General features: G+C 59.7%; 23 protein-coding genes and 1 tRNA gene. 12 read left to right on the forward strand and 12 right to left on the reverse strand.

The features are described 5' to 3' along the window. Positions 1–53: 53 nt before the first annotated feature. Positions 54–1232 carry an acetyl-CoA C-acyltransferase gene (locus G0Q00_RS12340; RefSeq protein ID WP_163039735.1) on the reverse strand — a complete coding sequence of 393 codons (1179 nt, stop codon included), beginning with the start codon at positions 1230–1232 and terminating at the stop codon, positions 54–56. Positions 1233–1331: 99 nt separating this feature from the next. Between G0Q00_RS12340 and G0Q00_RS12345 the strand changes: the two genes are divergently transcribed. Together G0Q00_RS12345 and G0Q00_RS12350 are read left to right on the forward strand one after the other, a co-directional pair. Then, on the forward strand, positions 1332–1679 hold the full coding sequence (locus G0Q00_RS12345) for an STAS domain-containing protein (protein ID WP_163039737.1): 348 nt from the start codon (positions 1332–1334) through the stop codon (positions 1677–1679). 98 nt (positions 1680–1777) lie between these two features. Then, positions 1778–2161, forward strand: coding sequence for an ATP-binding protein (locus G0Q00_RS12350; protein WP_370458579.1), 384 nt, complete (start codon positions 1778–1780; stop codon positions 2159–2161). Positions 2162–2257: 96 nt separating this feature from the next. Here the strand turns inward: G0Q00_RS12350 and hspQ are convergent, their stop codons facing one another. Beyond that, entirely contained in the window at positions 2258–2584 is a 327-nt protein-coding gene (gene hspQ / locus G0Q00_RS12355) for a heat shock protein HspQ (RefSeq protein ID WP_163039741.1), read from the reverse strand. 217 nt (positions 2585–2801) lie between these two features. Between hspQ and G0Q00_RS12360 the strand changes: the two genes are divergently transcribed. Then, positions 2802–3377 carry a transglycosylase SLT domain-containing protein gene (locus tag G0Q00_RS12360; protein WP_163039743.1) on the forward strand — a complete coding sequence of 192 codons (576 nt, stop codon included), beginning with the start codon at positions 2802–2804 and terminating at the stop codon, positions 3375–3377. Positions 3378–3424: 47 nt separating this feature from the next. Here G0Q00_RS12360 and G0Q00_RS12365 read toward each other — a convergent pair whose 3' ends face one another. The 5 genes from G0Q00_RS12365 to G0Q00_RS12385 form a co-directional block, all read right to left on the reverse strand. Further along, positions 3425–4030, reverse strand: a complete 606-nt coding sequence (locus G0Q00_RS12365; protein ID WP_163039745.1) for an outer membrane lipoprotein carrier protein LolA — start codon at positions 4028–4030, stop codon at positions 3425–3427. A 104-nt stretch (positions 4031–4134) separates the two neighbouring features. Beyond that, on the reverse strand, positions 4135–4482 hold the full coding sequence (locus G0Q00_RS12370; RefSeq protein ID WP_163039747.1) for a RidA family protein: 348 nt from the start codon (positions 4480–4482) through the stop codon (positions 4135–4137). 84 nt (positions 4483–4566) lie between these two features. Then, the gene (locus tag G0Q00_RS12375) at positions 4567–7491 is read right to left on the reverse strand and encodes a DNA translocase FtsK (protein ID WP_163039748.1); all 2925 of its coding nucleotides are present in this window, start codon (positions 7489–7491) and stop codon (positions 4567–4569) included. 12 nt (positions 7492–7503) lie between these two features. After that, on the reverse strand, positions 7504–8685 hold the full coding sequence (locus G0Q00_RS12380) for an aminotransferase class I/II-fold pyridoxal phosphate-dependent enzyme (protein WP_163039750.1): 1182 nt from the start codon (positions 8683–8685) through the stop codon (positions 7504–7506). Positions 8686–8815: 130 nt separating this feature from the next. Next, positions 8816–10144 (reverse strand): amidase, encoded by a 1329-nt coding sequence (locus tag G0Q00_RS12385; protein ID WP_163039752.1) that lies wholly within the window; start codon positions 10142–10144, stop codon positions 8816–8818. Positions 10145–10193: 49 nt separating this feature from the next. On the opposite strand from G0Q00_RS12385, the gene G0Q00_RS12390 reads away from it, so the two are divergent. Both G0Q00_RS12390 and G0Q00_RS12395 read left to right on the forward strand, forming a co-directional pair. Next, positions 10194–11456, forward strand: coding sequence for an FAD-dependent monooxygenase (locus tag G0Q00_RS12390; RefSeq protein ID WP_239058431.1), 1263 nt, complete (start codon positions 10194–10196; stop codon positions 11454–11456). A gap of 62 nt (positions 11457–11518) precedes the next feature. Beyond that, entirely contained in the window at positions 11519–13153 is a 1635-nt protein-coding gene (locus G0Q00_RS12395; RefSeq protein ID WP_163039754.1) for a sulfatase-like hydrolase/transferase, read from the forward strand. Positions 13154–13207: 54 nt separating this feature from the next. On the opposite strand, the gene G0Q00_RS12400 is transcribed toward G0Q00_RS12395, so the two are convergent. Next, a complete protein-coding gene (locus G0Q00_RS12400; protein WP_163039756.1) occupies positions 13208–14542 on the reverse strand; it encodes a TadE/TadG family type IV pilus assembly protein in 1335 nt (444 codons plus the stop codon). A gap of 10 nt (positions 14543–14552) precedes the next feature. Beyond that, positions 14553–14945, reverse strand: a complete 393-nt coding sequence (locus G0Q00_RS12405; RefSeq protein WP_163039758.1) for a TadE/TadG family type IV pilus assembly protein — start codon at positions 14943–14945, stop codon at positions 14553–14555. 125 nt (positions 14946–15070) lie between these two features. On the opposite strand from G0Q00_RS12405, the gene G0Q00_RS12410 reads away from it, so the two are divergent. After that, positions 15071–15313, forward strand: a complete 243-nt coding sequence (locus G0Q00_RS12410) for a hypothetical protein (protein WP_163039760.1) — start codon at positions 15071–15073, stop codon at positions 15311–15313. A 164-nt stretch (positions 15314–15477) separates the two neighbouring features. Here G0Q00_RS12410 and G0Q00_RS12415 read toward each other — a convergent pair. Next, positions 15478–15564 (reverse strand) — tRNA-Leu (locus tag G0Q00_RS12415). Positions 15565–15703: 139 nt separating this feature from the next. On the opposite strand from G0Q00_RS12415, the gene G0Q00_RS12420 reads away from it, so the two are divergent. Next, a complete protein-coding gene (locus G0Q00_RS12420; protein ID WP_163039762.1) occupies positions 15704–16690 on the forward strand; it encodes a complex I NDUFA9 subunit family protein in 987 nt (328 codons plus the stop codon). Between the two features lie 51 nt (positions 16691–16741). On the opposite strand, the gene G0Q00_RS12425 is transcribed toward G0Q00_RS12420, so the two are convergent. Beyond that, positions 16742–17545, reverse strand: a complete 804-nt coding sequence (locus G0Q00_RS12425) for an undecaprenyl-diphosphate phosphatase (RefSeq protein ID WP_163039764.1) — start codon at positions 17543–17545, stop codon at positions 16742–16744. Between the two features lie 243 nt (positions 17546–17788). Here G0Q00_RS12425 and G0Q00_RS12430 point away from each other — a divergent pair, with 243 nt between their 5' ends. The 5 genes from G0Q00_RS12430 (at position 17789) to queG (ending at position 26499) form a co-directional block, all read left to right on the forward strand. Next, positions 17789–19222, forward strand: a complete 1434-nt coding sequence (locus tag G0Q00_RS12430) for an NAD(P)-dependent oxidoreductase (RefSeq protein ID WP_163039765.1) — start codon at positions 17789–17791, stop codon at positions 19220–19222. A 59-nt stretch (positions 19223–19281) separates the two neighbouring features. Next, entirely contained in the window at positions 19282–23820 is a 4539-nt protein-coding gene (gene gltB / locus G0Q00_RS12435) for a glutamate synthase large subunit (RefSeq protein ID WP_163039767.1), read from the forward strand. Between the two features lie 109 nt (positions 23821–23929). Further along, positions 23930–24676 (forward strand): monofunctional biosynthetic peptidoglycan transglycosylase, encoded by a 747-nt coding sequence (gene mtgA / locus G0Q00_RS12440; protein ID WP_163039769.1) that lies wholly within the window; start codon positions 23930–23932, stop codon positions 24674–24676. A gap of 54 nt (positions 24677–24730) precedes the next feature. Continuing rightward, on the forward strand, positions 24731–25396 hold the full coding sequence (locus G0Q00_RS12445; RefSeq protein WP_163039770.1) for a glutathione S-transferase family protein: 666 nt from the start codon (positions 24731–24733) through the stop codon (positions 25394–25396). A 68-nt stretch (positions 25397–25464) separates the two neighbouring features. Continuing rightward, entirely contained in the window at positions 25465–26499 is a 1035-nt protein-coding gene (gene queG, locus G0Q00_RS12450; protein WP_163040394.1) for a tRNA epoxyqueuosine(34) reductase QueG, read from the forward strand. Here the strand turns inward: queG and G0Q00_RS12455 are convergent. Then, positions 26496–26924: a hypothetical protein gene (locus tag G0Q00_RS12455; RefSeq protein ID WP_163039772.1), complete on the reverse strand. Its 429-nt coding sequence runs from the start codon at positions 26922–26924 to the stop codon at positions 26496–26498. The genes queG and G0Q00_RS12455 overlap by 4 nt on opposite strands. Positions 26925–26970 lie beyond the last annotated feature (46 nt).

The raw sequence follows: 26970 nt of genomic DNA on the forward strand, positions 1-26970 counted from the left end.
AATGAAAAGGGCGCGGAAACCCGCGCCCTTGATCTAGCAGGTCTCAAGTGACCTTACACGCGTTCGATCGCGATGGCAGTGCCTTCGCCACCCCCGATGCAGATCGCAGCCACACCGCGTTTCAGACCACGCTTTTCCAGCGCGTTCAAGAGCGTCACCATGATGCGCGTGCCCGAAGCACCGATCGGGTGACCCAGCGCGCAAGCGCCGCCATTCACGTTCACGATGTCACGCGACAGGCCCATTTCATGCATGAAGGCCATGGGGACGACGGCGAAGGCCTCGTTAACTTCCCACAGATCCACGTCGTCTTTGGTCCAGCCCAGACGATCCAGCAGCTTTTGCGCGGCAGGCACGGGGGCTGTGGTGAACAGGTTCGGTTCCTGCGCATGGCTGGCGTGACCCATGATGCGCGCGCGGATCTTCAGCCCTGCCGCATTGGCCGCGTCTTCCGAAGCCACAACCAAGGCCGCCGCGCCGTCCGAAATCGACGAGCTGTTGGCGGGCGTCACCGTGCCATCCTTGCGGAAGGCTGGCTTCAGGGTTGGGATCTTGTCGGGGCGCGCATTGCCGGGCTGTTCATCCTCACCCACGACGACATCGCCCTTGCGGGTCTTGATGCTGACGGCGGCTATCTCGCCTTCGAACGCACCTGTCTTCTGGGCTTCCAGCGAGTTTGCCAGCGATTTTAGCGCGTATTCGTCCTGCGCTTCGCGGGTGAACTGGAAGCTTTCGGCGCAATCCTCGGCAAAGGTGCCCATCAGGCGACCCTTGTCATAGGCGTCTTCCAGACCGTCCAGAAACATGTGGTCCACAACCGCGCCGTGGCCAATCCGGGCACCGCTGCGCATTTTGGGCAGGATGTACGGGGCCTCGGTCATGCTCTCCATGCCGCCAGCAACCATGATGTCGGTGCCGCCCAGCGCGACCTGATCATAGGCGATCATCGCGGTCTTCATGCCCGAGCCACACATCTTGTTCAGCGTGGTGGCGGGAACCTCTTTACCCAGACCGGCAGCAAAGCCTGCCTGACGCGCCGGGGCCTGACCCTGACCCGCGGGCAGAACGCAGCCCATCAGCAGCTCTTCGATCTGGCTGGCGTCCGCGCCTGCATCTTCCAGTGCCGCCTTGATCGCCGCGCCGCCCAGCTCGGAAGCCGTCACACCCGAAAATGCGCCCTGAAATCCGCCCATGGGGGTGCGCGCCGCCCCTGCGATAACCACGTTTTTCATCATAGCCTCCAACCAATGCTTTTCCGGTACTCGCTTACCGAATGGTAAGGATCGCCGTCTAGACTGTAGTTCTACTAACCGCGAGGAAGGAGCGACCCTGTGCAGCTTACCTATCAAGACGGGCCTGCGGCCCGAGTGATCACCGTAGACAACAGTCGAATTGATGCCGCCATCGCCATCAAGTTCAAAGATCAGATGCGCGACGTGACGTCGGATGGCCCGCAACGCGTGGTCGTGGACATGGCAAAAGTCGACTTCATCGACTCAAGCGGCCTTGGCGCGATTGTCGCCGCCATGAAGCAGGTGTCGGACGGGCGCAGCTTTGAGCTGGCAGCACTGTCCAACACCGTTGCAAAGGTTTTTGCCCTGACTCGTATGGATACGGTCTTTACCATCCATGACAGCGTGGACGCTGCCCTTGATGGCGGTCTTGCCAACGCAAGCTGACACACCCGCGCTAAAGGAGTGCACAGACCTTGCAGAATGCGGCGACGCAACATTCGGATCAGACCCTGAAGCTGGATTTTCCAAGCGACAACCTCTCTGTGCGGCAGGCCTTGGGGAAGGTGCTTTCCTTGACCCTGTCCGCAGACGAGAAATCGGTGGTCGAAATTGTTCTGGCTGAGGTTCTGAACAACATTGTCGAACACGCCTATCAGGAAGATCCAACGGGCCAGATCGACTTGTCTGTCGAACAAAGCGATGCCGGATTGCGCGTTTTGGTACAGGACGAAGGGCGGCCCTTGCCGGAAGATCTGACCAACAAGCCGGTCGACTATGATCTAAACTGCGACAGCAGTGATTTTCCAGAGGGGGGATTCGGCTGGCTTTTGGTCCGCGAGTTGACTCAAGAGCTTCAGTACGAGCGGCGCGACGGACGGAATATCCTGTCCTTCCGAATCCGAAAACCCGCAGAGGAACAGGCCTGAAACCGGCCTGCACGCGGTATTTTCGGGTCGCTGTGAGAGATAAAGAAACCCGCGTCGGCCACGTGGCCGACCGCGATCCGCTTCACAAGAATCCGGTTAGTTCAACTGAACCTGAAGCGGATACTGACCGTCTTCAAAATCGCCAAAAAGATCAGGCAGATCAGGATGTTCAATCGGTTCGCCCGAGTGATCTTCAACCAAATTCTGCTCGGACACATATGCCACGTAATAGCTTTGGTCATTCTCAGCCAGCAGATGATAGAACGGCTGGTCCTTGGACGGACGGCTATCTTCAGGAATGGCATCGTACCACTCATCGGTGTTGGAAAAAATCGCATCCACGTCAAAAACCACCCCCCGGAAGGGATGCTTCCGGTGGCGTAAAACTTGGCCCAGATGATATTTCGCGTGTGTCTTCAACATTGCTCCAACCTTGTCCCATCACTAACGCCGAACGCCTCTGATTGTCCATGCAATCTGACCGGATTTTTTGGAAACAGTTTGGACATCGTTGGCTCGCCCAGCCCTGTTTTCGCCGGATCAGCGAAGATGCGCCGCGGGTTCGAAAAAGGCCGATCAGGTGATTCCCACAGCCCCCAAAATCCGTTAGAATGGTGAAAAACATACGAGCAGTAGGCAGATGAAAAAACTCATTCTCGCGACCATGGTCGTGGCGTTCGTGGCGTCATGTGGCGGTGGCTCCAAGGCTCCGCGCAATCTGGACAATGCGTGCAGTATCGTGCGCCAGCAGCCCAAGATTTTGCGTGCCATGAAAAAGACCGAACGGAAATGGAATATCCCCGTTCACGTCCAGATGGCGATCGTCTATCAGGAATCGAAATTCGTGCATGATGCACGCACGCCGGTAAAATACGTGTTGGGTGTGCTACCGATGGGACGCCAAAGCTCGGCCTATGGCTATGCGCAGGCGTTGGACGGCACATGGAAAGAATACCAGCGGGCCGAAGGTGGCCGCGGTGCCAAGCGGACCAGCATTCAGGACGCGACGGATTTCATGGGCTGGTACATGACCAAAACGAACGAGGTCACGGGCATCCCGCTACATGATGCGCGCAACCAGTATCTGGCCTATCACGAGGGCCGCACCGGCTATCTGCGTGGCAGCTACAAGTCGAAATCCTGGTTGGTACGTGTAGCGGACGAGGTCGCAAGCCGGTCGATCATGTATCAAATCCAGCTGGCAAACTGCCGCTAAGACAGCGTCTGACCCGGCATTCCCGGGTCAGATTTTCCGTTTTGCGCTTAGTTGCGCGACCGTTTGTTGATCGCAGCGGTGATCGAAAACAGCGATGCGCGAAGGTCCATACCCTTCTCAAGCCCGCCCAAAAGAACGGTCGTTTGCGACCCGGCATTGTCCGTGATTACCCACTGGCGCAGCTCGGTCGGGTTTGCGGTGAACTTCAGCTCGATCGTCCCGACCTCGGGGTTCTCGGGATCTTGCGCCACAACCGTTGTGGCCGTCCCATCATAGTTGTGACCCACCACCATATTGGCCTGACCCAAATTCACATTGCGCGCCAGAATCAGGTTCAACGGCGTGCGTTTCAGCGGATATTGCTGCGGGCCTGCGTTGGACTTCCCATCAAAGATCGCGACCTGCGATCCGCCCGCCACGACCAGCGCATCCATCGGAGGGTTATATTCAAAGCGCGCGCGCCCGGGACGCTTCAGATAGATCGTCCCGGTCGAAATCGTGCCGTCATCATTGATCTGGGTGAACTGCGATTTCGCGGTGCTGAGACCGTTCAGATAATTGGAAATCGCGTTCAGGCTGATCTTTTCGGCCTGAGCCGGAAGCGCCGTGGCCATTAGGGCCAATGCGGCGAAAGTCATACGCAAGGGGGTCATTCATCCTACCTTTACTGCTCGGGCGTACTCTATCCCGTTTGATACGAGGATATTAAGCCCGAACAGTAGATGATAGGCGATAACGCGCCTTTCAAGATGGGCGGTTACTCGATAACCGCGGCGGTCACGATCACTTCGACCTTGTGGCCCGGGGTAGCCAGTTCAGCCGAGCCGGTGGCGCGGGCAGGCGCGTGACCCTTGGGCACCCAAGCGTCCCAGGCCGAATTCATCTCGGCGAAGTCTTTCATGTCGGCCATCCAGATGATCGCCTGCAGCATGTGCTTGGTCGAGGATCCTGCTTCGTCCAGCAGCTTTTCGACCTGCTCAAGACATTCGCGGGTCTGCTCGGCCACGCTGTTGCCGGGCGTGCCGACCTGACCGGCCAGATAGACGACGCCCTTATGGGTGACGCTTTGGCTCATTCGGTCGGTTGTGTGACGACGTTGAATCATGGGTTTGCCTCAGTTTTATTGTCGTTGAAGGAACACGCCGCCCCGCACGGGACGACGCAGACCGGATCGTTGTCCGGGTTTGGTTTACTGCTGTTCGGGGATCAGAATTTCGCGTTTTCCAACATGGTTTGATGCGGAAACAAGACCTTCGTCTTCCATCTGTTCGACCAAACGCGCGGCCTTGTTATAGCCGATGCCCAGTTTGCGCTGGATGTAGGACGTCGAGCATTTGCGATCCTTGATCACAATTCCCACGGCCTGATCGTACAGCGCATCTTCGCCGTTGGTGTTGCCGCCGGTGTTCAGCCCCAGAACCGCGTCGATATTGTCGGCCTTGTCTTCCGACGGGCCATCCGACACGCCGCCCACATATTCGGGTGGACCGAAGCTTTTCAGATAGGTGACGATTTCTTCGACTTCCTCGTCCGACACGAACGGGCCGTGGACGCGGGTGATCTTGGAGCCGCCCGCCATATACAGCATGTCGCCCATGCCCAGAAGCTGCTCGGCGCCTTGCTCGCCCAGAATGGTGCGACTGTCGACTTTCGAGGTCACCTGGAACGAAATCCGGGTGGGGAAGTTGGCCTTGATCGTGCCGGTGATCACGTCAACCGACGGGCGCTGCGTGGCCATGATGATGTGAATGCCGGATGCACGCGCCATCTGGGCCAGACGCTGAATACAGGCCTCGATTTCCTTGCCGGCGACCATCATCAGGTCGGCCATTTCATCGACCACGACGACGATGAAGGGCAGTTTTTCGGGGGCGAATTCCTCGGTCTCAAAGATGGGTTCGCCGGTATCGTCGTCAAAGCCCGTCTGAACGGTGCGCTCGAACATCTCGCCTTTGGCCAGTGTGTCGGCGACGCGGCTGTTATAGCCTTCGATGTTGCGCACGCCCATTTTGGACATCTTGCGATACCGCTCTTCCATCTCGCCCACGACCCATTTCAGGGCAACGACCGCCTTTTTCGGGTCGGTCACAACAGGCGATAGCAGGTGCGGGATGCCGTCATAGACGGACAGTTCCAGCATCTTCGGGTCAATCATGATCATCCGGCAGTCTTCCGGCGTCAGTTTGTAAAGCAATGACATGATCATGGTGTTGATGGCCACGGATTTACCCGAGCCGGTGGTCCCTGCGATCAGCAAGTGAGGCATCTTGGCAAGGTTCGCCACTACGGGTTCACCGCCGATATCCTTGCCCAGCGCCAGCGGAAGGCGGTGGTTGCCGTCGCCGAAATCGCGGGTCGAGAGGATCTCGCGGAAGGACACCATTTCTCGGCGCTCGTTTGGCAGTTCGATCCCGATGACCGAGCGGCCGGGCACGGTCGACACACGGGCCGACAGGGCCGACATTGAACGGGCGATGTCGTCAGCCAGACCGATGACGCGGCTGGCTTTCAGGCCGGGCGCGGGCTCAAGTTCGTACATGGTGACGACGGGGCCGGGGCGGACCGATACGATTTCGCCCTTCACGCCATAGTCATCCAGAACGGTTTCCAGCATCCGCGCGTTTTCTTCCAGCGCTTCATCAGACAGAACATGACGCTCGATCGTGGCTGGGTTGGCCAGCAGGTTCAGCGGCGGAAGCTCGTATCCCGGATGGGAATCGTCGAATTTCAGCGCGGGCTGGGCTTCGGCCTTCGCGCGGGTCGACGGCTGAGTCGGTTTCTTCGGCGGATGCTGCACAACCTTCTTGGCAGGCTGGGTAAAGCCCGAGTGCTGCGGAGTATAAACGCGGGCCTCGGGTTCTGCGGACGGGGCCATCAGATCCTCGACGATCATGTCGTCATCCTCGGCCAGCTCAGCCATCGGCGCTTCGACCATCGGGGCCATATACGGGTCTTCCATCGGCACCGCCATGTCCGGCTCGGCGGGCATCGACGTGTCCAAGATCATCGGATCGGGGCTGCGACGGTGACGCGATACGGCACGCTCCAACGGAGGCTCGGCGCGCATTGGGTTGGCAATAGGCATATCACGCGAACGGTTCTTCAAGGCCGAGGCGATCTTGGCGCGAATACGATCTTCACCGCCCAATTCGTCCGGGATCTCGCCCTCAAAAACGGCGGGCTCTACCAGTTCTGGCTCGGGCTCGACATTACGGCGCATCAGGGATGCCAGCAGGCCCTGCTTTTGCGGCGCGGGGGCGGGTTCGTCGTGAATAACAGCTTCAGGTGCGCCGTGCATTGGCGGTTCTGGGCGCAGCACACGCGCGGTGCGCAGGGGCGGCGGGGACGAGAATTCTTCCTCGAACAGTTCTTGGTATTCTTCCTGCGCTTGCTGCTGCTCCTTGCGGGCCGCGTACCGGTCCTGCATGTGGCGTGCCGTGGCGGCTGCGCCAGTGGCCGCACCTTTGGCACCCTTCCCCATCAGGGACACGACGCCCGCATAGGTCATGATGACACCCACGACTAAGAAATGGCCGATGCGTTTCAGTTCGACCCGGTCCAGTCCAACGACGAACATGGTCATTGCGATAGCGGCGATAGCGGCGATCACCGACATGGCTTTCAAGCCGGCGCCGGCGCTGACCGGCAGGGCCGACAGCAGCGCACCCAGCACGGTGTCGCCGAACAGACCGCCCAGACCAAAGGAATGAGTCCAACCCGCGCCCGGCACCAAAGTCGATGCATAGACCGAACACAGCGCCACAGCGATCGGCGCGAAAATCAGGCGCCCAACGGCGCGCTCTTCCCCGAAATGGAAGGTCATGCGCAAGCCCCAGACCACAAGGATCAACGGCAGCGCCCACGACCCAAGGCCCGCAATGACAGACAGGGGCGAGGCGATAAAGGCACCAATCCGGCCTAGCGCGTTCTGCGCAGGCGTATCGGTCGCCGACATCCAGCCCGGATCTTCGGGCGAATAGCTTCCAAGGATCAGCGCGATCACGATGCCAAGGGCGATCAGTCCGATGCCCAAAAGTTCTTTGCCGCGTCGTTCCAACACCGCTTGCGTGGTGCTGTCAAAGATCGGATCCCGTTGTTTCGCCTGATACGCCATACCACCTCGTCCTTACTTGTACAGACCGTCGCGGATCTGGATCAGACCACGCGTCATGTCTTCTTTTGGGGCCACCATTGCGACCCGGATGAACCCCTTGCCGGGGTTTTCTTCATTCACGTCCCGCGACAGATACGCGCCGGGCAAAACCCGCACGCCAGTCTCGGTCCACATTTTCATTGCGGCCGCTTCACCGTCCTCGACGGGCAACCATAGGAAAAAGCCAGCTTCCGGGGGCCTGTACCCCGGAACGCCTGCAAAGATCTCGTCCGCGATGGCGTACTTCTCTTGGTACAGTCGGCGGTTCTCGATCACGTGGTCTTCGTCGGTCCACGCCCGCTCGGCCACGCGCTGCAGCGGCAGAGGTAAAGGCGCGCCGGCATAGGCGCGCAGCTGGCGCACCCGTTTGATGCTTTCGGGGCCACCCGCCACAAAGCCAGAGCGTAGGCCCGGCAGGTTCGAGCGCTTCGACAGCGAATGGAAAATCGTCACGCGTTCCGGATCTGCACCGCCTTCGCGCGCAACCTCAAGCGCGCCGGGGGGCGGCGTGTCGCGATAGATCTCAGAGTAACACTCATCCGCGAAAATCTTGAAATCATACTTCTCGGCCAGCGCGATCAGGTTCGCCCAGTAGTCGCGATCCGCCACGGCGCCTTGCGGGTTAGTGGGGGAACAGATGAAAGCGACCTCGGTCCGGTTCAGGATCTCGGGCGGAAGTTTCGAATAGTCGGGCAGGAAGTTGTTATCTGGCGTCGCGGGCAGAAACACGGGTTCCGCACCGACGGTCACGGCGGCAACGGCGTAGACCTGATAAAACGGGTTCGGGATCAAAACGACAGGCTTTTCGCCGCGCGACGTCTGTTCGGGGCAGAGCGCGATCAACGCATTGAACAGACCTTCGCGGGTGCCGTTCAGCGCCATGATTTGATCGTTGGGGACATCCACGCCATAGCGCCGATCCAGCCAGCCGGAAATCGCATCCAGCAGCTCGGGCGCACCGTCATTGGGTGGATATTTTGCAAATCCATCAACGGCTTGGGCCAGAATTTCAGGAACCCAGCTGGGGAAAGGATGCTTGGGCTCGCCAATGGTCATATGCATGACTTCACCCCCCGGCGCATGAGCGTCGAGAAGGGTCCGCAAACGCGGGAATGCATACTCGGGCAAGCCGGAATACCGCTCGGGAAACGTCATTGGAACGTCTTTATACTGCCTCAGTTTTCGGGATCATGTCGCCCCGTTACCGATGACGATAGCCTGCAAATCCCGGCTGGTCCAGAAATTCGCCGTAAAAATCGACGCTTGGAGGGTGCAGTTGTGGCTTTTAGGACAACACGGCTTCGCAGGCAGCGCCAAGGCGCAGCAGACGTTCTTCGCCCATCGGTGCGCCCAGAAGCATGATCCCGGTCGAGGGCAGGCCTGTTGGCAGGCTCAGCCCACAGAGGCCCAGCAGGTTACCAATCCGCGTGTTGCGCAGCGCCCAGAGGTTTTCTTCGACGTAATAGTCATGGTCCGACATCAGCCGATCCACATTGGGCGGCATAATGGCCGAGGTCGGCAGGACCACCGCGTCATACCCGGCGATTTCCGACAGGAATTCGGCGCGGATTTCGTCAAGCCGCTGCCACGCCGCAACAAAATCTATGCCCGAGAAACTCGCCCCCGCCATGAACCGCTCGCGGATTTCGTCGAACATCAACTCGGGCTGGGCGTCGATTTCGGCGCGCCACGTGGCGTAGGCCTCGGTGGTGAACAGAACGCCAGACATGGCCAGCGCCTCGTCCACGATCGGAAGGTGCAGACGTTTGACCGTCGCGCCGCCGTCCATGATGCGGCCCAACGCGCTGTCGAATCCTGCCAGCGGTTCGTCCCGGCAGCCCTCGAACCCGTTTTCCAGCACCAGAAGGCGGGTGCCCTTCAAGGATGCCCCGCGCAGATCGGCGGGTGCGCCGCCTTCTAGCGTGGCCAGCATTAGGGCCGCGTCTTCGACGGTGCGGCACAGGGGGCCGACCGTGTCAAAGCTGTCCACCAAGGGCACCACGCCTTTCAGCGACACCCGGCCCGAGGTTGTCTTCAACCCCACAAGATCATTCCACGCGGACGGGATCCGTACCGATCCCCCCGTGTCCGAGCCGATCCCACACGGAGCCAATCCAAACGCCACCGAGGTCGCCGCCCCGGACGAGCTTCCGCCCGACACGGCGTCATGGTCGTTTACACAAGGGCTGGTCGCGGTGATGGGGTTCAAGCCAAGGCCCGAAAAGGCAAGCTCGCTCATATGCGTCTTGCCCAGACAAATCATCCCGGCTGCGGTGGCGTTGCGCAGAACCTCGGCGTCTTGATCCGGAACGCGGTCTTTTAGCAATGCCGAACCGGCTTCGGTCGCCGTGCCAGCTGTGTCGAACAAGTCTTTCCAGCTGATTGGCACACCGTCAAGAAGACCCAAACGTTGCCCAATACGGGCACGCTCGGACGCCGCGCGGGCCTCGGACAGGGCACGTTCTTCGGTCAGTCGGGCATAGATGCGGTCGCCAAACGGATGCGCCTTGATGGCGTCCAGATAGGTGCGCGTCAGGTCCACCGGATCAATCTCGCCTTTGGCGATGCCCCGGCCCAGATCGGCCATGCTCATGGTCAGCCACGCGTTGCTCATCCCAGCCTCCGTTTTTCGTGTTCGATGGACGGTAACGACAGGACGACGCATGGACAATCCCAAACAGCGGGGGCAGAAAGAGGGTATGAAACATGATGCCGATATCCTGATCGTGGGCGGAGGCCTGAACGGCCCGGCCCTTGCGCTGGCCTTAGGGGACACTGGGTTCAAGGTGACCATGATAGACGCGTTGCCGAAGGGCGCACGCGGGGGCGATGACTTTGACGGGCGCGGTTATGCGCTGGCCTTGGCGTCGCAACGGTTGCTGGTTGCCCTTGGCGTCTGGCCGCAAGTCTCGGAACACGCGCAGCCGCTTCTGGACATCCGCATTTCCGATGGCCGCCCCGGCGAAGGCCCCGGCCCGTTCGTGTTGGAATTTGACCACGCCGAGATCGACGAAGGCCCGATGGGGTATATGGTCGAGGATCGCTTCCTGTCCCGCGCCTTCTTGGACGCGGTCGAGGCGCACCCAAATGTCACTCTGATTGATCAGGATACGGTGGTGGATCAGACCATCGAACCGGCCTCGGTCACGTTAGAGCTGGCCTCAGGCAAAACTCTGACCGGTCGCATGGTCGTGGGTTGCGACGGGCGCAGATCCGGCACCGGCGAACGCGCGGGCATCAAACGGCACGGGCATGATTACGGGCAGACCTCGTTGGTTTGCGCAATTGATCACGAGTTACCGCATAATGGTGTGGCGCATCAGTTCTTCATGCCCGCTGGCCCCTTGGCGATCCTGCCGCTTCCGGGCAACCAATGCTCGATCGTCTGGACCGAAACCCATGACGAGGCCGCGCGGATTCACGCGCTGGACGACGAAGGCTATCTGGAAGAACTTCGCCCGCGCTTTGGCTCGTTCCTGGGTGAGATCAGCCTGGCAGGCAAGCGCTTCACCTATCCGCTGAACCTGACGGTGGCGAACAGCTTCATCGCTGATCGGCTGGCCTTGGTGGGCGACGCGGCACACGGAATGCACCCGATTGCAGGACAAGGTCTGAATGCTGGTCTGAAAGACGTGGCTGCGCTGGCCGAGGTTCTGACACTTGCCCGTCGTCGCGGTGAAGACATCGGCCGCCTTGATGTGCTGGAGCGCTATCAACAGTGGCGCCGCTGGGACGTGTCGCAGATGGTGATGATGACCGAGGCGACCAACCGTCTGTTCTCGAACGACAATCCGATCCTGCGCGTCGCCCGCGACATCGGGCTGGGGGCGGTGAACGCCATGCCCGGTCTGCGCCGCAACTTCATCCGCGAGGCCGCTGGCCTGACCGGCGACCTGCCGCGCCTTTTGCAGGGCCGCCAGATCTGATCGGCCATTGCTGATCGGCCTCCCCTGCCCTACCGTGCCGTAAACGTCATGGGAGGACAGGCATGAACATTCTTTTCATCATGTATGATCAGCTGCGGTTTGATTACCTCAGCTGTGCCGGTCACCCGACGCTGAAGACTCCTAACTTCGACCGTGTGGCGGCGCGTGGGGTGCGCTTTACCAACTGCTATGTGCAATCGCCGATCTGTGGCGCCAGCCGGATGAGCACCTACACCGGGCGCTATGCCTCGTCCCACGGGGCGCAGTGGAACGGCTTCCCCCTGCGCGTGGGCGAGCACACCATGGGCGATCACTTACGCGAGGCCGGGATGGATTGCTGGCTTCTGGGCAAGACCCACATGAAGGTCGATGCCGAAGGGATGAAACGCCTTGGCATTGCGCCTGACAGCGTGATCGGTGCACGTCAGGCCGAATGCGGCTTCGACGTTTGGGTTCGTGACGACGGTCTGTGGGCCGAGGGTCCGGATGGGTTCTATGATGAAAAACACTCGCCCTATAATGCCTACCTGAAATCAAAGGGTTACGAGGCCGAGAACCCGTGGTCGGTCAATGCCAATGCAGGCGTCGAGGATGGCGATATCGCCAGCGGCTGGATGTTCGACAATGCCGACAAACCCGCCAATATCCGCGAGGAAGACAGCGAAACCGCGTGGCTGACATCGGAAACCCTGCGTTTCATGGATCAGGCCAAGGGGCCGTGGTGTGCGCATGTTAGCTATATCAAGCCGCACTGGCCCTATATCGTGCCCGCCCCCTATCACGACATGTTCGGGCCAGAAGATGTGCCGCCTGCCGTACGTTCGGACGCGGAACGCGAAGACGCGCAGCCCGTGTTCAACGCCTTCATGCAGAACAAAATCGCCGCCGCCTTCCAGCAGGACGAAGTCCGCCGCAAGGTAATCCCCGCCTATATGGGGCTGATCAAGCAGTGCGACGATCATCTGGGGCGCATTTTGGATCATCTTGACGCCACCGGGCAGGCGGATGACACGATGATCGTGCTGACCTCGGACCACGGGGATTATCTGGGCGATCACTGGCTGGGTGAGAAGGATTTGTTCCACGAACCGTCCGTCAAAGTGCCGCTGATCATCGCCGATCCGCGCCCGGCGGCGGACACGACCCGCGGCACCACCTGTGACGCGCTGGTCGAAGCGATCGACCTTGCCCCCACCTTTGTCGAAGTCGCAGGCGGCAACGTAGCCGATCACATCCTTGAAGGTCACAGCCTGATGCCATGGCTGCGCGGCGAGACGCCGGATTGGCGCCAGTATGCGATCAGCGAATACGACTATTCGTCCACCCCCGTCTGCGAAAAGCTGGGCGTCAGTCCCCGAGACGCTCGGCTGTTTATGGTCTTCGATGGGCGTTATAAGCTGATGCATGCCGAAGGCGGCTTGCGCCCGATGCTGTTTGACCTGGACAACGACCCGGACGAGCTGAACGATCTGGCGCGTGGCAATACGCATCAGGACCAGATCGCCCACCTGTACGATATGCTCGGCCAATGGGGCCGCCGGATGAGCCAGCGCGTCACCAAGTCTGACGCCCAGATCGAGGCCGGGCGTGGCCGGTCGATGCGCCGTGGCATCCTGCCCTTCCTGAAAGACGGGTCTGAAGTGCCGGACGAGCTGACAGCTGCCTATCGCGGCCCTGCGCCAAAGGGTTCTGTCTAGGCACAAAAACCGGCCAGACGACACGCGCCCGGCCGGTTTCTTTAAAGCATGTTCTTAGTAAGCCAGACGGAAGTATTCGGCTTCGAAGATGTTGGTCATGCCCGAGCCACAAAAGCCCATATCCATGTTCGAGGTGCCGCTGATTTCACCCCCGGCGACAATCGACGCACCTTCAACACCATTTGCGTTTGCTGAAAACACAATGTCTCCTTTTGCAAGCAACTGGCTGCCATAGATGCTCAGATCAGAGGAGAACTCCATACCGCCCATTGTTATCAACACAGACCCACCGTCGGCGGCACAACCATCATCTTTACCCAACGTCAGGCTCGCGCTCGAGGTTATGGACTTGGTGTCGGTAAGGGTGGTTGCGATGATTGCATCTTCAATCTTCAATGCCTGACCAAACTTCACCTTACAATCGGTCACGATAACCACATTATTAATAGCCGTCGGCTCATCAATCGTCAGAACGCCGTTGGCATGGCATCCAGCCAAGTGAACCCGACCCGGTGTCAGATCTGCCATAGTGATTCCTTTACCGCTTTTCGGGGTGATCGACACGGTTGGTTTCAACGGATCAATGTAATCTGGCAAGTGTTCGGGATCACGATCTTTCAAGCCCTGAATGATCGCGGGAATCTTGGCTACAATGCGCAGGCGATAAGGCCCCGGGCGTATCGCGGCTGCAATACCGTCGTTGGATACCCACCCTGACGTGGGCATATCCAAATTCTCACTATCCGGCATGGACACGATGGTGCCAGCCTCGAACTCGTTGTTGTTGTTCAAAGACACATGGCTATTCGAGTGGATGCAGAATCCGTTTGTGAACGCATTGTTCGACTGAATATCGACGGGTTCGTTTGATACGAACCCTTCACGGAAACACGTGGGGCGGTAGGTGACGAACACCGATTGGACCGACATATCATAGTCCACATAGCCCAGAATGCGCAGAACAAAAGTCGACACCGGGTTCGACTTCGAGTTCAGGCGCGTCGAATACACATGCACCGCCGATTTCGAGTTCGCACTGGGCGTAAACGTCTCGGTCGTTGCGTCATATTTGCCGAAGGTGATGTCCGATGACTCGATAACTTTGCCATAGACCGAATTCGGCATACTTGCCTCGACCAACGCCAAAGCCTGTGTCTTCGCCGTCGCGGGATCACTTTCGAAATCACGCCGATACAGCGCCGCGTGGGCGGTCATGTCAGCCGAGACCTGCAACTGCGTGCGCGCAGTCATCAGTTTGTGCATGTCGATCGCCAGGCCTCCGACCAGAACGATCGCAGCGAAAAGGAACAATCCGAAAATCGTGATGGCTCCGTTTTCGTTTTTTCTGAAGTGCCGGATACGGCTGAAGAAGAACGAGGTGTGGGTCATGGCGGTCACATTAATACTCTACAAAATGTTGAGACTGAGCAGTGATCGAGAAGCCTGTAAGGAGGTTAAACTTACCGTTGAAGATCAGATCCGATATCGGAACAGACGCGGTTGTGGTGATCACCCTTGTCGTCGGGTTAACGGTGGTCTTGACAGTCCCGTTGCTGGCAAAGCCCGAAATCCGTTCTTCGACATAGGCCTGAGTGTTGACCGCAGCGGCCGCAAGATCGTCCACTGGTCCGATACGTCCCACCGATAAAGCGCGGTTCGCATCCTGAATAACGCGCATCATGATCGATTGTTTATAGAACACGAAGGACGCATTGACGATCAGAATGAAAATCATGAACAGCGCGGGCAACCACAGAACCGTTTCCACGGTTGCTGTTCCGTCTTCATTCATAATTTTGTTTTTGGTCCGTTTATTCATCTCACCTGCTCAAGATTAAGAAAACTCGATACGCCTTAAACCCTAACGGGCAACTTTGCCGGTAAGAAGGAAAAAAGGGCCGGGATTGTGTGCAAAATGTGGCAATTCACCCCATCACCTATACTTTTGGGCAGGTTGTTGTGTCGCGCCCGCCACAAAGAAGAAAATCACCGGCCAATCGATGCCACATTTACGCCCATCAAATGAACGGATACGAATCGCTTCAATACCTTGATTTAGGTGGGAATTTCCACGTCAGCAATCAATCAGAATCCAACAAAGTCCTCAACTTCAAACGCCGTTCTGCTCGGTTGACTGCAGAGCTGATTGGACAGCATTGATCGGGAACTGGGATGAGTATTGCCAGCTCCCGCTCTTCGCTTGTTGAAGGTATTCCACAATTACTTTCCGCACAAAATCACCCGCCGTGTGTGGTTAGGAGTGTAGCGAAATGGGGTCATCTGGGTGGGATGTCTTTTATTTTCAGTGTCTTAACTGAGAATAATGGTGCCCAGAAGAGGACTCGAACCTCCACGTCCATACGGACACTAGCACCTGAAGCTAGCGCGTCTACCAATTCCGCCATCTGGGCACGGGTTGGTGAGGGGGATTTAGTGTGACCGGCTGGGAGTGTCAACAACATTTCTGCGCTTTTCTGCGAATCCGTTTGCGCCTTGCTCAAACGCGCTTTGAAAGCTATTCAAAAGCCAAGGAATTCAAGGAGAGCTTCCATGTCCAAGCTGGTCACGATTTATGGCGGTTCGGGTTTTGTCGGGCGCTATATCGCCCGCCGCATGGCCAAGCAGGGGTGGCGCGTCCGCGTTGCCGTGCGCCGTCCGAACGAAGCGCTGTTCGTAAAACCCTATGGTGCCGTCGGTCAGGTCGAGCCGATCCTGTGCAACATCCGCGATGACAATTCGGTCCGTGCGGCGATGCAAGGTGCGGATGCAGTTGTGAACTGCGTGGGTGTTCTGAACTCGATCGGGAAGAACAGCTTTGATGCGGTACACCATGACGGCGCAGGCCGCGTGGCACGTATTGCGTCCGAGGAAGGCGTGGCCCAGTTGGTTCAGATCTCGGCCATTGGCGCGAATGCAGACAGCGACAGCGAATACGCCCGCACCAAGGCGCAAGGCGAAGCAGACGTTCAGGCCGCCTTCCCCGGCGCCGTGATCCTGCGCCCCTCGGTCATTTTCGGAACCGACGACCAGTTCTTCAATCGCTTCGCCAACATGACCCGCTTCGGGCCGATCCTGCCGATCACCGGTGGCAACACCAAGTTCCAGCCGGTTCACGTCGACGACGTAGCCAAAGCGGCCGAGATGGCCGTTCTGGGTCAGGTCGAGGCCGGCATTTACGAGCTGGGCGGCCCCGATGTGGAAACCCTGCGCGAGTCGATTGACCGGATGCTGAAAGTGACTCAGCGCCGTCGTCTGGTTCTGAACCTGCCCTTCGGCATCGCGCGCATTCAGGCCGGTATCTTTGACATGATCCAGTGGATCTCGGGCGGGCTGATTGCAGCGCCGCTGACCCGCGATCAGGTGATCAACCTTGCCAATGACAACGTGGTTGCCGAGGGCGCCAAGGGCTTTGCTGATCTGGGCATCACCCCGCGCGCGATGGCCGCGATCCTGCCGGACTACCTGTGGCGCTTCCGCGCGGGCGGGCAATATGCCGCCATCCAGAGCTCAGCCAAAAACCTGCGCACCGACGGCTGAGCCGACGGATCATCCGTTAGAAAAGGGCGCGGTCTTCCGCGCCTTTTTTCGTTAGAGATAGGCAATTCCCAGCAGCACCACACCCAGCGCGATGCGGTAGATCACGTAAGGCGTGAAACTGACCGAGCGCAGCAGCCGCATCATCAGGCTCAGCGCCAGAAGCGCGGCGACGAAGGAAAACACCGCGGCGATCGCACCATCTTTCGCAATCTGTGCATCCGCGGTGGCCGCAACTTCGGCCCCCAGCAAAACGCCCGAGGCAATGATCGTCGGGATCGACATCAGCATCGCCAGCTTCGCGCCGTCCGACCGCTCATACCCCAACGCTCGCGCACCCGAGATCGTGGCGCCTGACCGCGACGTGCCGGGGATCAAGGCCAGCGCTTGCCATAGCCCCATGATGACAGCGTCCCGCAGGCCCCAATCATCCGCGCGTTTCTGCACGCTCCCCTTCTGGTCGACCCAATACAGCACCAAGCCAAACAGGATCATCGTCCAGGCGATAACCTTGATCGACCGCATCTGGTCGCTAAGACCCGTCATCTTGAAGATCACGCCAAGGATCACGGCGGGAATGGTGGCAATCAGCAAAAGAAACGCCAGCTTCGCACCCGGCGTGTCGATCCGCCCTATCAACATCCGCGGGATACCGGCCAAACCGATCTGCACATCGCGCCAGAAATACAGCATCACCGCGCCCAGCGTGCCAACATGCACCGCCACATCAATCGCTAGACCCTGATCCGGCAACCCGGTCAGATGGGGCACCAGAACCAGATGACCCGAGGACGAAACCGGCAAAAACTCGGTGATTCCCTGTATGATGGCGACCAGAAGAATGTGGGCAAGCGACATGCGCGGTTCCTTGGAAATAAGCTCATCGGCAAGCTAAAGCAGCGGTCCGGAAAGGGAAGAGGCTTTATAGGTATGCTGTACTGACCTATTTTTTGGCGATGCGGCGCGAATTTCCCTCATTCCGGCCTAAATTTTTGCATTTAGGTAAGCACTATTGACTTTTCATTTCTAACGAGTCCCCTTACAAGCCAGACTCCAAGCCAAGAGTCTGCCCGAAAACGGGCCAGCCGAGGGAGAGCCAGGATGGCAAAGCAGCCTATGTTGAAATTCGTGTCGGTCGACCGGGATATGCCCGAAAAGCGCACCGCCGAAACCCGTAAAGAAGACTTCAACGAGATCTACGCCGAGTTCGCCGCGCAGAAGGCCGCCGAACAGGCCAGCCGCTGCAGCCAGTGCGGTGTACCCTATTGTCAGTCGCATTGCCCGCTGCACAACAACATCCCCGATTGGCTGCGCATGACCGCCACTGGTCGCCTGAAGGAAGCCTATGCCCTTAGCCAGGCCACCAACACCTTCCCCGAGATCTGTGGCCGCATCTGCCCGCAGGACCGTCTGTGCGAAGGCAACTGCGTGATCGAACAGTCGGGCCACGGCACCGTCACCATCGGCGCGGTCGAGAAATACATCACCGACACAGCGTGGGAAAACGGCTGGGTCGAAGACATCACCCCGGTTGCAGACCGCTCGGAAAAAGTCGCCATCATCGGCGCGGGCCCTGGTGGTTTGGCCGCTGCTGACGTGCTGGTACGCGCTGGCGTAAAAGTCACCATCTATGACCGCAATGACCGCGCGGGCGGGCTGCTGACCTACGGCATCCCCGGCTTCAAGCTTGAAAAAGACGTGGTCATGCGCCGCGTGAAACTGCTGGAAGATGCGGGCGTCGAGTTCGTTCTGAACTGCAATGTCGGCGAAGACATCACCTTCCAAGACATCCGTGCACAAAATGACGCGGTCCTGTTGGCCACCGGCGTCTACAAAGGCCGTGACCTGTCGGGTCCGGGCGCAGGTGCCAATGGCATCGTGGCGGCTCTGGATTATCTAACCTGCTCGAACAAGCTGAGCTTTGGCGACACCGTGCCGGAATTCGAAAGCGGCGAGCTGAACGCCGAGGGAAAGAACGTCGTGGTTATCGGCGGTGGTGACACCGCGATGGACTGTGTGCGTACCGCGATCCGTCAGGGTGCCAAGTCGGTGAAATGTCTCTATCGCCGCGACCGCGCCAACATGCCCGGCTCGCAGCGTGAAACGCAGAACGCCGAGGAAGAAGGCGTGGAATTCGTGTGGCTGTCGGCCCCGAAAGGCTTCTCGGGCGATCCCGTCAATGGCGTGATCGTGCAGAAGATGCGCCTTGGCGCACCGGATGCTTCGGGTCGTCGCAGCCCGGAAGTAATCGAAGGCTCGGATTATACAGAAGACGCCGATCTGGTCATCAAGGCACTGGGTTTCGAGCCCGAAGACCTGCCGACCCTGTGGGGCGAACAGGATCTGCCCGTGACCCGCTGGGGCACCGTGAAGGCCTCGTTCGGCACCCACAAGACCGACCTGGACGGTGTCTGGGCCGTAGGTGACATCGTGCGCGGTGCATCGCTGGTGGTCTGGGCCATCCGTGACGGTCGCGAAGCAGGCGCCAACATTCTGGACAGCCTGAACGCAACCGCCGCAGTCGCAGCAGAATAATCCCCATTCAAGGGCATGCCGGGCCACATGGCCCGCGCCCATCCGCAAGGAGAACCGAAATGACGAAATATGATGAAAACTGGGTCCGCCGCGAAGAAGCCAAGCGCGCCTTCATGAACGAGCACGGCCTGTACCGTGAAGAAGAAGAGCACTCGTCCTGCGGTGTGGGTCTTGTCGTCGCCGTAGACGGCAACCCGTCGCGCAAAGTGGTCGAAGCCGGCATCGACGCGCTGAAGGCCATCTGGCACCGTGGTGCTGTGGACGCTGACGGCAAAACCGGTGACGGCGCGGGCATCCACGTGCAGATCCCGGTTCCGTTCTTCTATGACCAGATCCGTCGCACGGGCCACGAGCCGCGTCAGGATCAGCTGATCGCCGTTGGTCAGGTCTTCCTGCCCCGCACTGATTTCGGCGCACAGGAAACCTGCCGGACGATCGTGGAAACCGAAGTCCTGAGAATGGGCTACTCGATTTATGGCTGGCGCCACGTGCCGGTCGACATCGAGTGCCTTGGCGACAAAGCAAACGCCACGCGCCCTGAGATCGAGCAGATCCTGATCTCGAACTCCAAGGGCGTCGATGAAGAGCAGTTCGAGCGCGAGCTTTATGTGATCCGTCGCCGGATCGAAAAAGCCGCCAACGCCGCGCAGATCAACGACCTGTATATCGCGTCGCTGTCCTGCCGCTCGATCATCTATAAGGGCATGATGCTGGCTGAACAGGTTGCAGTTTTCTATCCCGACCTGATGGACGAACGTTTCAAGTCGACCTTCGCGATCTATCACCAGCGCTACTCGACCAACACCTTCCCGCAGTGGTGGCTGGCTCAGCCCTTCCGCATGCTGGCCCATAACGGCGAGATCAACACGCTGAAGGGCAACCTGAACTGGATGAAATCGCACGAGATCCGCATGGCCTCGTCCTTCTTTGGCGACCTTGCCGAAGACATCAAACCGATCGTTCCCGGCGGCTCGTCGGACTCGGCCGCGCTTGACGCGGTGTTCGAGGTGATGGTGCGCGCGGGCCGCTCGGCCCCGATGGCGAAAACCATGCTGGTCCCGGAAAGCTGGTCCAAGCAGGCCATCGACCTGCCGCAAGCGTGGAAGGACATGTATTCCTATTGCAACTCGGTGATGGAACCGTGGGACGGCCCCGCCGCCCTTGCCATGACCGATGGCCGCTGGGTCTGCGCCGGTCTGGACCGCAACGGTCTGCGCCCGATGCGCTATGTCGTGACCGGTGACGGTCTGGTCATCGCGGGTTCGGAAGCGGGCATGGTCCCGACCGACGAAGCCACGGTTGTGGAAAAAGGCGCGCTTGGTCCGGGTCAGCTGCTGGCCGTGGATACCAAAGAAGGCAAGCTCTACCACGACGTTGAAATCAAAGACAAACTGGCCGCAGCTCAGCCGTTCGGCGAGTGGGTTGGCAAGATCAACGACATGGAAGAAAGCCTGTCGCAGATCGAAGAAAAGCCGCTTTTCACGGGTGACGAACTCCGCCGCCGTCAAGTTGCTGCCGGCTATACGCTGGAAGAGCTGGAGCAGATTCTGGCCCCGATGGCTGAAGACGGCAAAGAAACGCTGGCCTCGATGGGCGACGACACCCCGTCGGCTGTTCTGTCGAACAAGTATCGTCCGCTCAGCCACTTCTTCCGTCAGAACTTCAGCCAGGTGACGAACCCGCCCATCGACAGCCTGCGTGAATACCGCGTGATGTCGCTGAAGACGCGTTTCGGCAACCTGAAGAACGTACTGGATGAAAGCGGCGCACAGACCGAGATCGTCGTGCTGGAAAGCCCGTTTGTGGGCAACGAGCAGTTCGTGAAACTAATCGAATCCTTCGAGTCCTCGGTGACCGAGATCAACTGTACCTTCCCGGCAGGCGGCGACGAAAGCGCGCTGCGTATTGCGCTGGAAGATATCCGCGCCCAAGCGGAAGAGGCCGTGCGCTCGGGTGCTGGCCACCTTGTCCTGACCGATCAGGCACAGGGCGAAGACCGCGTGGCGATGCCGATGATCCTTGCGACCTCGGCGGTGCACAGCTGGCTGGTGAAGAAAGGTCTGCGGACCTTCTGCTCGATCAACGTACGTTCGGCTGAATGTATCGACCCGCATTACTTCGCGGTTCTGGTGGGCTGTGGTGCGACCACCGTCAACGCCTATCTGGCCGAGGATTCGCTGGCCGATCGTATCGAGCGTGGACTGCTGGATTGTTCGCTGACCGAAGCGGTCAGCCGCTATCGCGAAGCCATCGACCAGGGTCTTCTGAAGATCATGGCGAAGATGGGTATCTCGGTCATTTCGTCCTATCGCGGTGGCCTGAACTTCGAGGCCGTCGGCCTGTCGCGTGCCATGGTCGCGGAATACTTCCCGGGCATGACCTCGCGCATCTCGGGCATCGGTGTCGGTGGCATCCAGAAGAAACTGGAAAACATCCACGCCGCTGGCTTTGGTGGTGGCGACAAAGTGCTGCCGGTGGGTGGTTTCTACAAGGCGCGCCGCTCGGGCGAGACGCACGCCTGGGAAGCCCAGACCATGCACCTGATGCAGTCGGCCTGTGACCGTGCCTCGTTTGAGATGTGGAAGCAGTATTCGGCACGTATGCAGTCGAACCCGCCAATCCATTTGCGTGACCTGTTGGACATCAAACCGATGGGCAAGCCGGTTCCGATCGAGGAAGTGGAAAGCATCAACGCGATCCGCAAGCGTTTCGTGACGCCGGGCATGTCGCTGGGGGCGCTGTCGCCCGAGGCTCACAAGACCCTGAACGTCGCGATGAACCGCATTGGTGCCAAGTCGGACTCGGGTGAAGGCGGTGAAGATCCCGCACACTTCCACCCGGAACCCAACGGCGACAACCCGTCGGCCAAGATCAAACAGGTGGCGTCGGGCCGTTTCGGTGTGACCGCCGAATACCTGAACCAGTGTGAAGAGCTTGAGATCAAGGTCGCCCAAGGCGCCAAGCCCGGCGAAGGTGGCCAGCTGCCCGGCATGAAGGTCACCGACCTGATCGCCCGTCTGCGCCACTCGACCAAAGGCGTGACGCTGATCTCGCCGCCGCCGCACCACGACATCTATTCGATCGAGGATCTGGCGCAGCTGATCTATGACCTGAAGCAGATCAACCCGCGCTGTAAAGTGACAGTGAAGCTGGTGGCGTCGTCCGGTGTTGGTACGATTGCGGCTGGTGTTGCGAAGGCGAAAGCCGACGTGATCCTGATCTCGGGCCACAATGGCGGCACGGGCGCATCGCCCGCGACCTCGATCAAGTTCGCTGGTCTTCCGTGGGAGATGGGCCTGACCGAGGCACACCAAGTGCTGGCCATGAACAACCTGCGCGACCGTATTACGCTGCGGACCGATGGTGGTCTGCGCACTGGTCGTGACATCGTCATGGCTGCGATGATGGGTGCCGAGGAATATGGCATCGGCACCGCCGCCCTGATCGCGATGGGCTGTATCATGGTCCGCCAGTGTCAGTCGAACACCTGCCCCGTTGGCGTCTGCACCCAAGACGAAGACCTGCGTGGCAAGTTCACCGGCAACGCCGACAAGGTTGTGAACCTGATCACCTTCTACGCTCAGGAAGTCCGTGAAATCCTGGCCGAGCTGGGCGCGCGTTCGCTGGACGACGTGATTGGCCGCGCCGATCTGCTGTCGCAAGTCTCGCGTGGGTCGGCGCATCTGGATGACCTCGACCTGAACCCGCTTCTGCTGGTGGTCGATGGTGCGGACAAGATCGTCTACAACCGCGACCGTGATCGCAATGCCGTGCCAGACACTCTGGACGCCGAGATCGTGCGCGATGCGCAGCGCTTCTTGGAAGATGGCGAGAAAATGCAGCTGTCCTACACGGTGCAGAACACGCACCGGACGGTCGGCACGCGGATTTCCTCGCACATCGTCAAGCGCTTCGGCATGCGCAACTCGCTGCAGCCCGATCACCTAACGGTGAAGCTGCAGGGCTCTGCCGGTCAGTCGCTGGGTGCGTTTGCGGCCCCGGGTCTGAAGATCGAAGTGTCGGGCGACGCAAACGACTATGTGGCCAAGGGTATTTCCGGCGGCACCGTGGTTGTGCGTCCGCCGCTGGTCAGCCCGCTGGTCGCCGCCAACAACACGATCATCGGCAACACTGTGCTGTACGGTGCGACCGACGGTTACCTGTTTGCAGCAGGCCGCGCGGGCGAGCGTTTCGCGGTGCGGAACTCGGGCGCCAAAGTGGTGATCGAGGGCTGTGGCTCGAACGGGTGTGAGTATATGACCGGCGGTATCGCCGTGATCTTGGGCTCGATCGGTTCGAACTTCGGCGCCGGCATGACGGGCGGAATGGCCTATCTGTACGACCCGGATGGCGAGGCACAGGACCACATGAACATGGAAAGCCTTGTGACCTGCCCGGTCACAGTCGATCACTGGGAAGCCCAGTTGAAAGGCCTGATCGAGCGCCATGTCGAGGAAACCCGCAGCCAGAAGGCCACGGAAATCCTGCGTCACTGGGACAGCGAAAAAGGCAATTTCCTGCAGATCTGCCCGAAAGAAATGCTGAACAAATTGCCTGCGCCCCTGTCGCTGGAAGCTGACGCCATCCCGGCAGAGTAACCTCTGTCTGGAAAGAACATGAAAGACGCCTGCCTTGCGGGCGTCTTTTTCGTTGCTGGGCCTCTGTTCCAGACGTTGACCCCCTACCCCCCTTGTGGGAACATCCGGCGTGGCAAAGAGCAAGACAACAAAGAAAACCAGCGCCAAAAAGGCGCCTAAGGCGAAGACAGGCACGTCCAAACCCCGCAAGTGGTCCAAACCGCTCCGCTGGTTGCGTCGTGTAGCCTTGGCTGTCGTGATTCTTGTTGGCCTGACCGTTACCTCTTGCACAGTGATCAATCCGCTTACGACGCCCTATATCGTCGCGGAAAAGATGCGGCTGGGGGATGTGGACCGGCAATGGGTCGATCTGGACGAGGTCGCCCCGGTCATGGCGCGGTCCGTCGTGGCCGCCGAAGACGCGAATTTCTGTCAGCATTGGGGGTTCGACATGGGCGCGATTCGTGCCGCGATCGAGGATGGCGGAAATCGCGGGGCGTCCACTTTGACCCAACAGGTCGTGAAAAACACCTTCCTGTGGCATGGGCGGTCGTGGCTGCGTAAAGCACTTGAAGCCGGGCTGACCCCCGCAGTCGAACTGGTCTGGACCAAGCGCCGGATTGTCGAGGTCTATCTGAACATCGCCGAATTCGACGAAGGCGTCTTCGGTGTCGAGGCCGCCGCCCGCCACTATTTCGGCGTCGGGCCCGAGGAACTGACCGCCACGCAGGCCGCCCGACTGGCCGCCCTGCTGCCCAATCCCAAGGAACGCTCGGCCTCGCGTCCGTCGCCCTTCGTGCGCAAACGAGCGCAATCTATCGCGGACGGAGCGGCCACGATCCGCGCGGATGGCCGCGCGGAGTGCTTCGAGGATTGATCCCGTGACGCGTTCGGGGCAATACGGGGCATACTCCAAGACCAGAAGTTACACATGAACCGCCTTTTTCACGTTCCCCTGTCCCCGTTCTGCCGCAAAGTGCGGCTGTCCCTTGCCGAAAAGAAGGTCGAGGTCGAGCTTGTCGAAGAACGCTATTGGGAGCGGAACCCCGAGTTTCTGCGCCGCAACCCGGCGGGCAAAGTGCCTATCCTGAAAATAGATGGGCGACTTCTGACTGAAAGCGCGGCGATCTGCGAGTATCTAGAAGAGAAATTCCCCGACCCCGCGCTTCTGCCCCGCGATCCCGAAAACCGTTACGAGGTCCGTCGGCTGGTCAGCTGGTTTGACGATAAGTTCCATAACGAAGTGACCTCGAATCTGCTGTATGAGCGGGTGAACAAGAAGGTCATGGGCACCGGATACCCCGAAAGCAAGAACGTGAAAGCGGGGGCCAAGGCGATCAAGTACCATCTGGATTACATGGGTTGGCTGTTGGATCAGCGCCGCTGGCTGGCGGGCAACGAATTGTCGCTGGCGGATTTTGCCGCCGCCGCGCATCTGTCGTCGCTGGACTACATTAGTGACGTGGACTGGAACCGGAACGAGAATGTGCGCGATTGGTATGCCAAGATCAAATCTCGACCGGCATTCAGGTCGATTCTGGCCGACCAGATCCCCGGCTTTCCCCAGCCCGCGCATTACGCGGATCTGGACTTTTGAGCCGCAATCCGCCGCAGGGGGGCCGTCTGCCCCCCGATCCGGGTAAACCCGGCTCTCCCCCCGAGGATATTTCTGACAAGAAAAACGAAATTGTTGCACAGGCGCAGGCCGAGGGCTTTGCCTTGGCGCGTGTCTGTCGGCCCGATGCAGTGCCCGACATCGCTGCACGGCTTGAACAATTCGTGGCCGAAGGACGGCATGGGGACATGGCGTGGATGGGCGAACGGATGAACTGGCGCGGCAACCCGGCGGCCCTGTGGCCTGAAGCGCGGTCGGTGATAATGCTGGCCGAACCCTATTCACCGGATCATGACCCAATGGAGGTCATTGGGCGCCCGGATCGCGCGGCAATCAGCGTCTATGCGCAGAACAAAGACTATCATGACATCGTGAAGAAGCGGCTAAAGCGCGTGGGGCGCTGGATGATCGAGCGCTTCGGGGGCGAGATCAAAGTCTTCGTCGACACCGCCCCGGTGATGGAGAAGCCCCTTGGCGCGGCGTCAGGTCTGGGCTGGCAGGGCAAACACACCAATCTTTTGTCACGCGAGCTGGGAAATTGGTTCTTTCTGGGGGCGATCTTCACAACATTGGAGCTGCCTGCGGACGCGCCGGGGCGCGAAAATTGCGGGTCCTGCACCGCCTGTCTGGACGCCTGCCCAACCGATGCGTTCCCCGCCCCGTTCCAGCTGGATGCGCGGCGCTGCATTTCCTATCTGACCATCGAGCATAAAGGTCCGGTCGACGAGGAGCTGCGCGCGAAGCTGGGCAACCGAATTTATGGTTGCGACGACTGCCTTGCCGCCTGCCCTTGGAACAAGTTCGCCGCTGAGGCGCAGGAAATCCGCTATGCCGCGCGTGAGGATCTAGTGGCTCCGAAACTGGCCGAGCTGATGGGGCTGGATGACGCCGCGTTCCGCGCGAAGTTCTCGGGCAGTCCGATCAAGCGGATTGGGCGGGATCGGTTCCTGCGCAACGTGCTTTACGCCGTGGGGAACTCGAATGATCCCACGTTTTTGCCAGCGTTAGAGCAGCATCTGCGCGACCCGGACCCTGTGGTGGCAGATGCCGCGCACTGGGCCGAAGCGCGACTTCTAACGATCTAATTGTCGGGCGTCGCAGCCGGTACGACCATGCGATAAGCCCCCACAGCCGCGTTGATGCCAGACGAGGCGTGCGACGCTGAATAAGGCCCAATAATCGACGCGCCGATCAGATAAGTCACTGTCATGTCTTGTCCTGGTGCGGGCAGGCTTTTGACGCTGGCAACAACCCCCTTCGCCTCGAACGCATACGAGATTTTCTCGCCCAGCACCTCGCTGGCTTTGGTGTCTAGGGCAGGGTCGAAGCGGATCACAATGGTCAGCAGGCCCCCATCTTCGGCGGTCCGCTCGACCAGCGCGCGCTTGGTGATGCCCAAGGGACGAATCGTCGGATCTTTGGTCACCCAATACCACGTCAGGGCCACTGCGGTGGGCAGCACCACGACGACAATGATCGCGATCAGGATTTTGAGATTTCTGGACAGCAAAACGCCCGCCCCCTTTGAATGGCATCAGCCTAGGGGACGGGCGTTC

Source organism: Aliiroseovarius sp. PrR006 (assembly GCF_010500215.1).
Lineage (GTDB): Bacteria > Pseudomonadota > Alphaproteobacteria > Rhodobacterales > Rhodobacteraceae > Aliiroseovarius.

Bases quoted from the DNA above. Each gene is read 5' to 3' on its own strand.
- gltB (WP_163039767.1), top strand. From the start codon at position 19,282: ATGACGAAATATGATGAAAACTGGGTCCGCCGCGAAGAAGCCAAGCGC.
- G0Q00_RS12365 (WP_163039745.1), bottom strand. From the start codon at position 4,030: ATGACCCCCTTGCGTATGACTTTCGCCGCATTGGCCCTAATGGCCACG.
- G0Q00_RS12445 (WP_163039770.1), top strand. From the start codon at position 24,731: ATGAACCGCCTTTTTCACGTTCCCCTGTCCCCGTTCTGCCGCAAAGTG.
- hspQ (WP_163039741.1), bottom strand. From the start codon at position 2,584: ATGTTGAAGACACACGCGAAATATCATCTGGGCCAAGTTTTACGCCAC.
- G0Q00_RS12405 (WP_163039758.1), bottom strand. From the start codon at position 14,945: ATGAATGAAGACGGAACAGCAACCGTGGAAACGGTTCTGTGGTTGCCC.
- G0Q00_RS12430 (WP_163039765.1), top strand. From the start codon at position 17,789: ATGGCAAAGCAGCCTATGTTGAAATTCGTGTCGGTCGACCGGGATATG.
- G0Q00_RS12390 (WP_239058431.1), top strand. From the start codon at position 10,194: ATGGACAATCCCAAACAGCGGGGGCAGAAAGAGGGTATGAAACATGAT.
- G0Q00_RS12375 (WP_163039748.1), bottom strand. From the start codon at position 7,491: ATGGCGTATCAGGCGAAACAACGGGATCCGATCTTTGACAGCACCACG.
- G0Q00_RS12360 (WP_163039743.1), top strand. From the start codon at position 2,802: ATGAAAAAACTCATTCTCGCGACCATGGTCGTGGCGTTCGTGGCGTCA.
- G0Q00_RS12380 (WP_163039750.1), bottom strand. From the start codon at position 8,685: ATGACGTTTCCCGAGCGGTATTCCGGCTTGCCCGAGTATGCATTCCCG.
- G0Q00_RS12340 (WP_163039735.1), bottom strand. From the start codon at position 1,232: ATGAAAAACGTGGTTATCGCAGGGGCGGCGCGCACCCCCATGGGCGGA.
- G0Q00_RS12420 (WP_163039762.1), top strand. From the start codon at position 15,704: ATGTCCAAGCTGGTCACGATTTATGGCGGTTCGGGTTTTGTCGGGCGC.
- G0Q00_RS12385 (WP_163039752.1), bottom strand. From the start codon at position 10,144: ATGAGCAACGCGTGGCTGACCATGAGCATGGCCGATCTGGGCCGGGGC.
- G0Q00_RS12425 (WP_163039764.1), bottom strand. From the start codon at position 17,545: ATGTCGCTTGCCCACATTCTTCTGGTCGCCATCATACAGGGAATCACC.
- G0Q00_RS12370 (WP_163039747.1), bottom strand. From the start codon at position 4,482: ATGATTCAACGTCGTCACACAACCGACCGAATGAGCCAAAGCGTCACC.
- G0Q00_RS12395 (WP_163039754.1), top strand. From the start codon at position 11,519: ATGAACATTCTTTTCATCATGTATGATCAGCTGCGGTTTGATTACCTC.
- G0Q00_RS12400 (WP_163039756.1), bottom strand. From the start codon at position 14,542: ATGACCCACACCTCGTTCTTCTTCAGCCGTATCCGGCACTTCAGAAAA.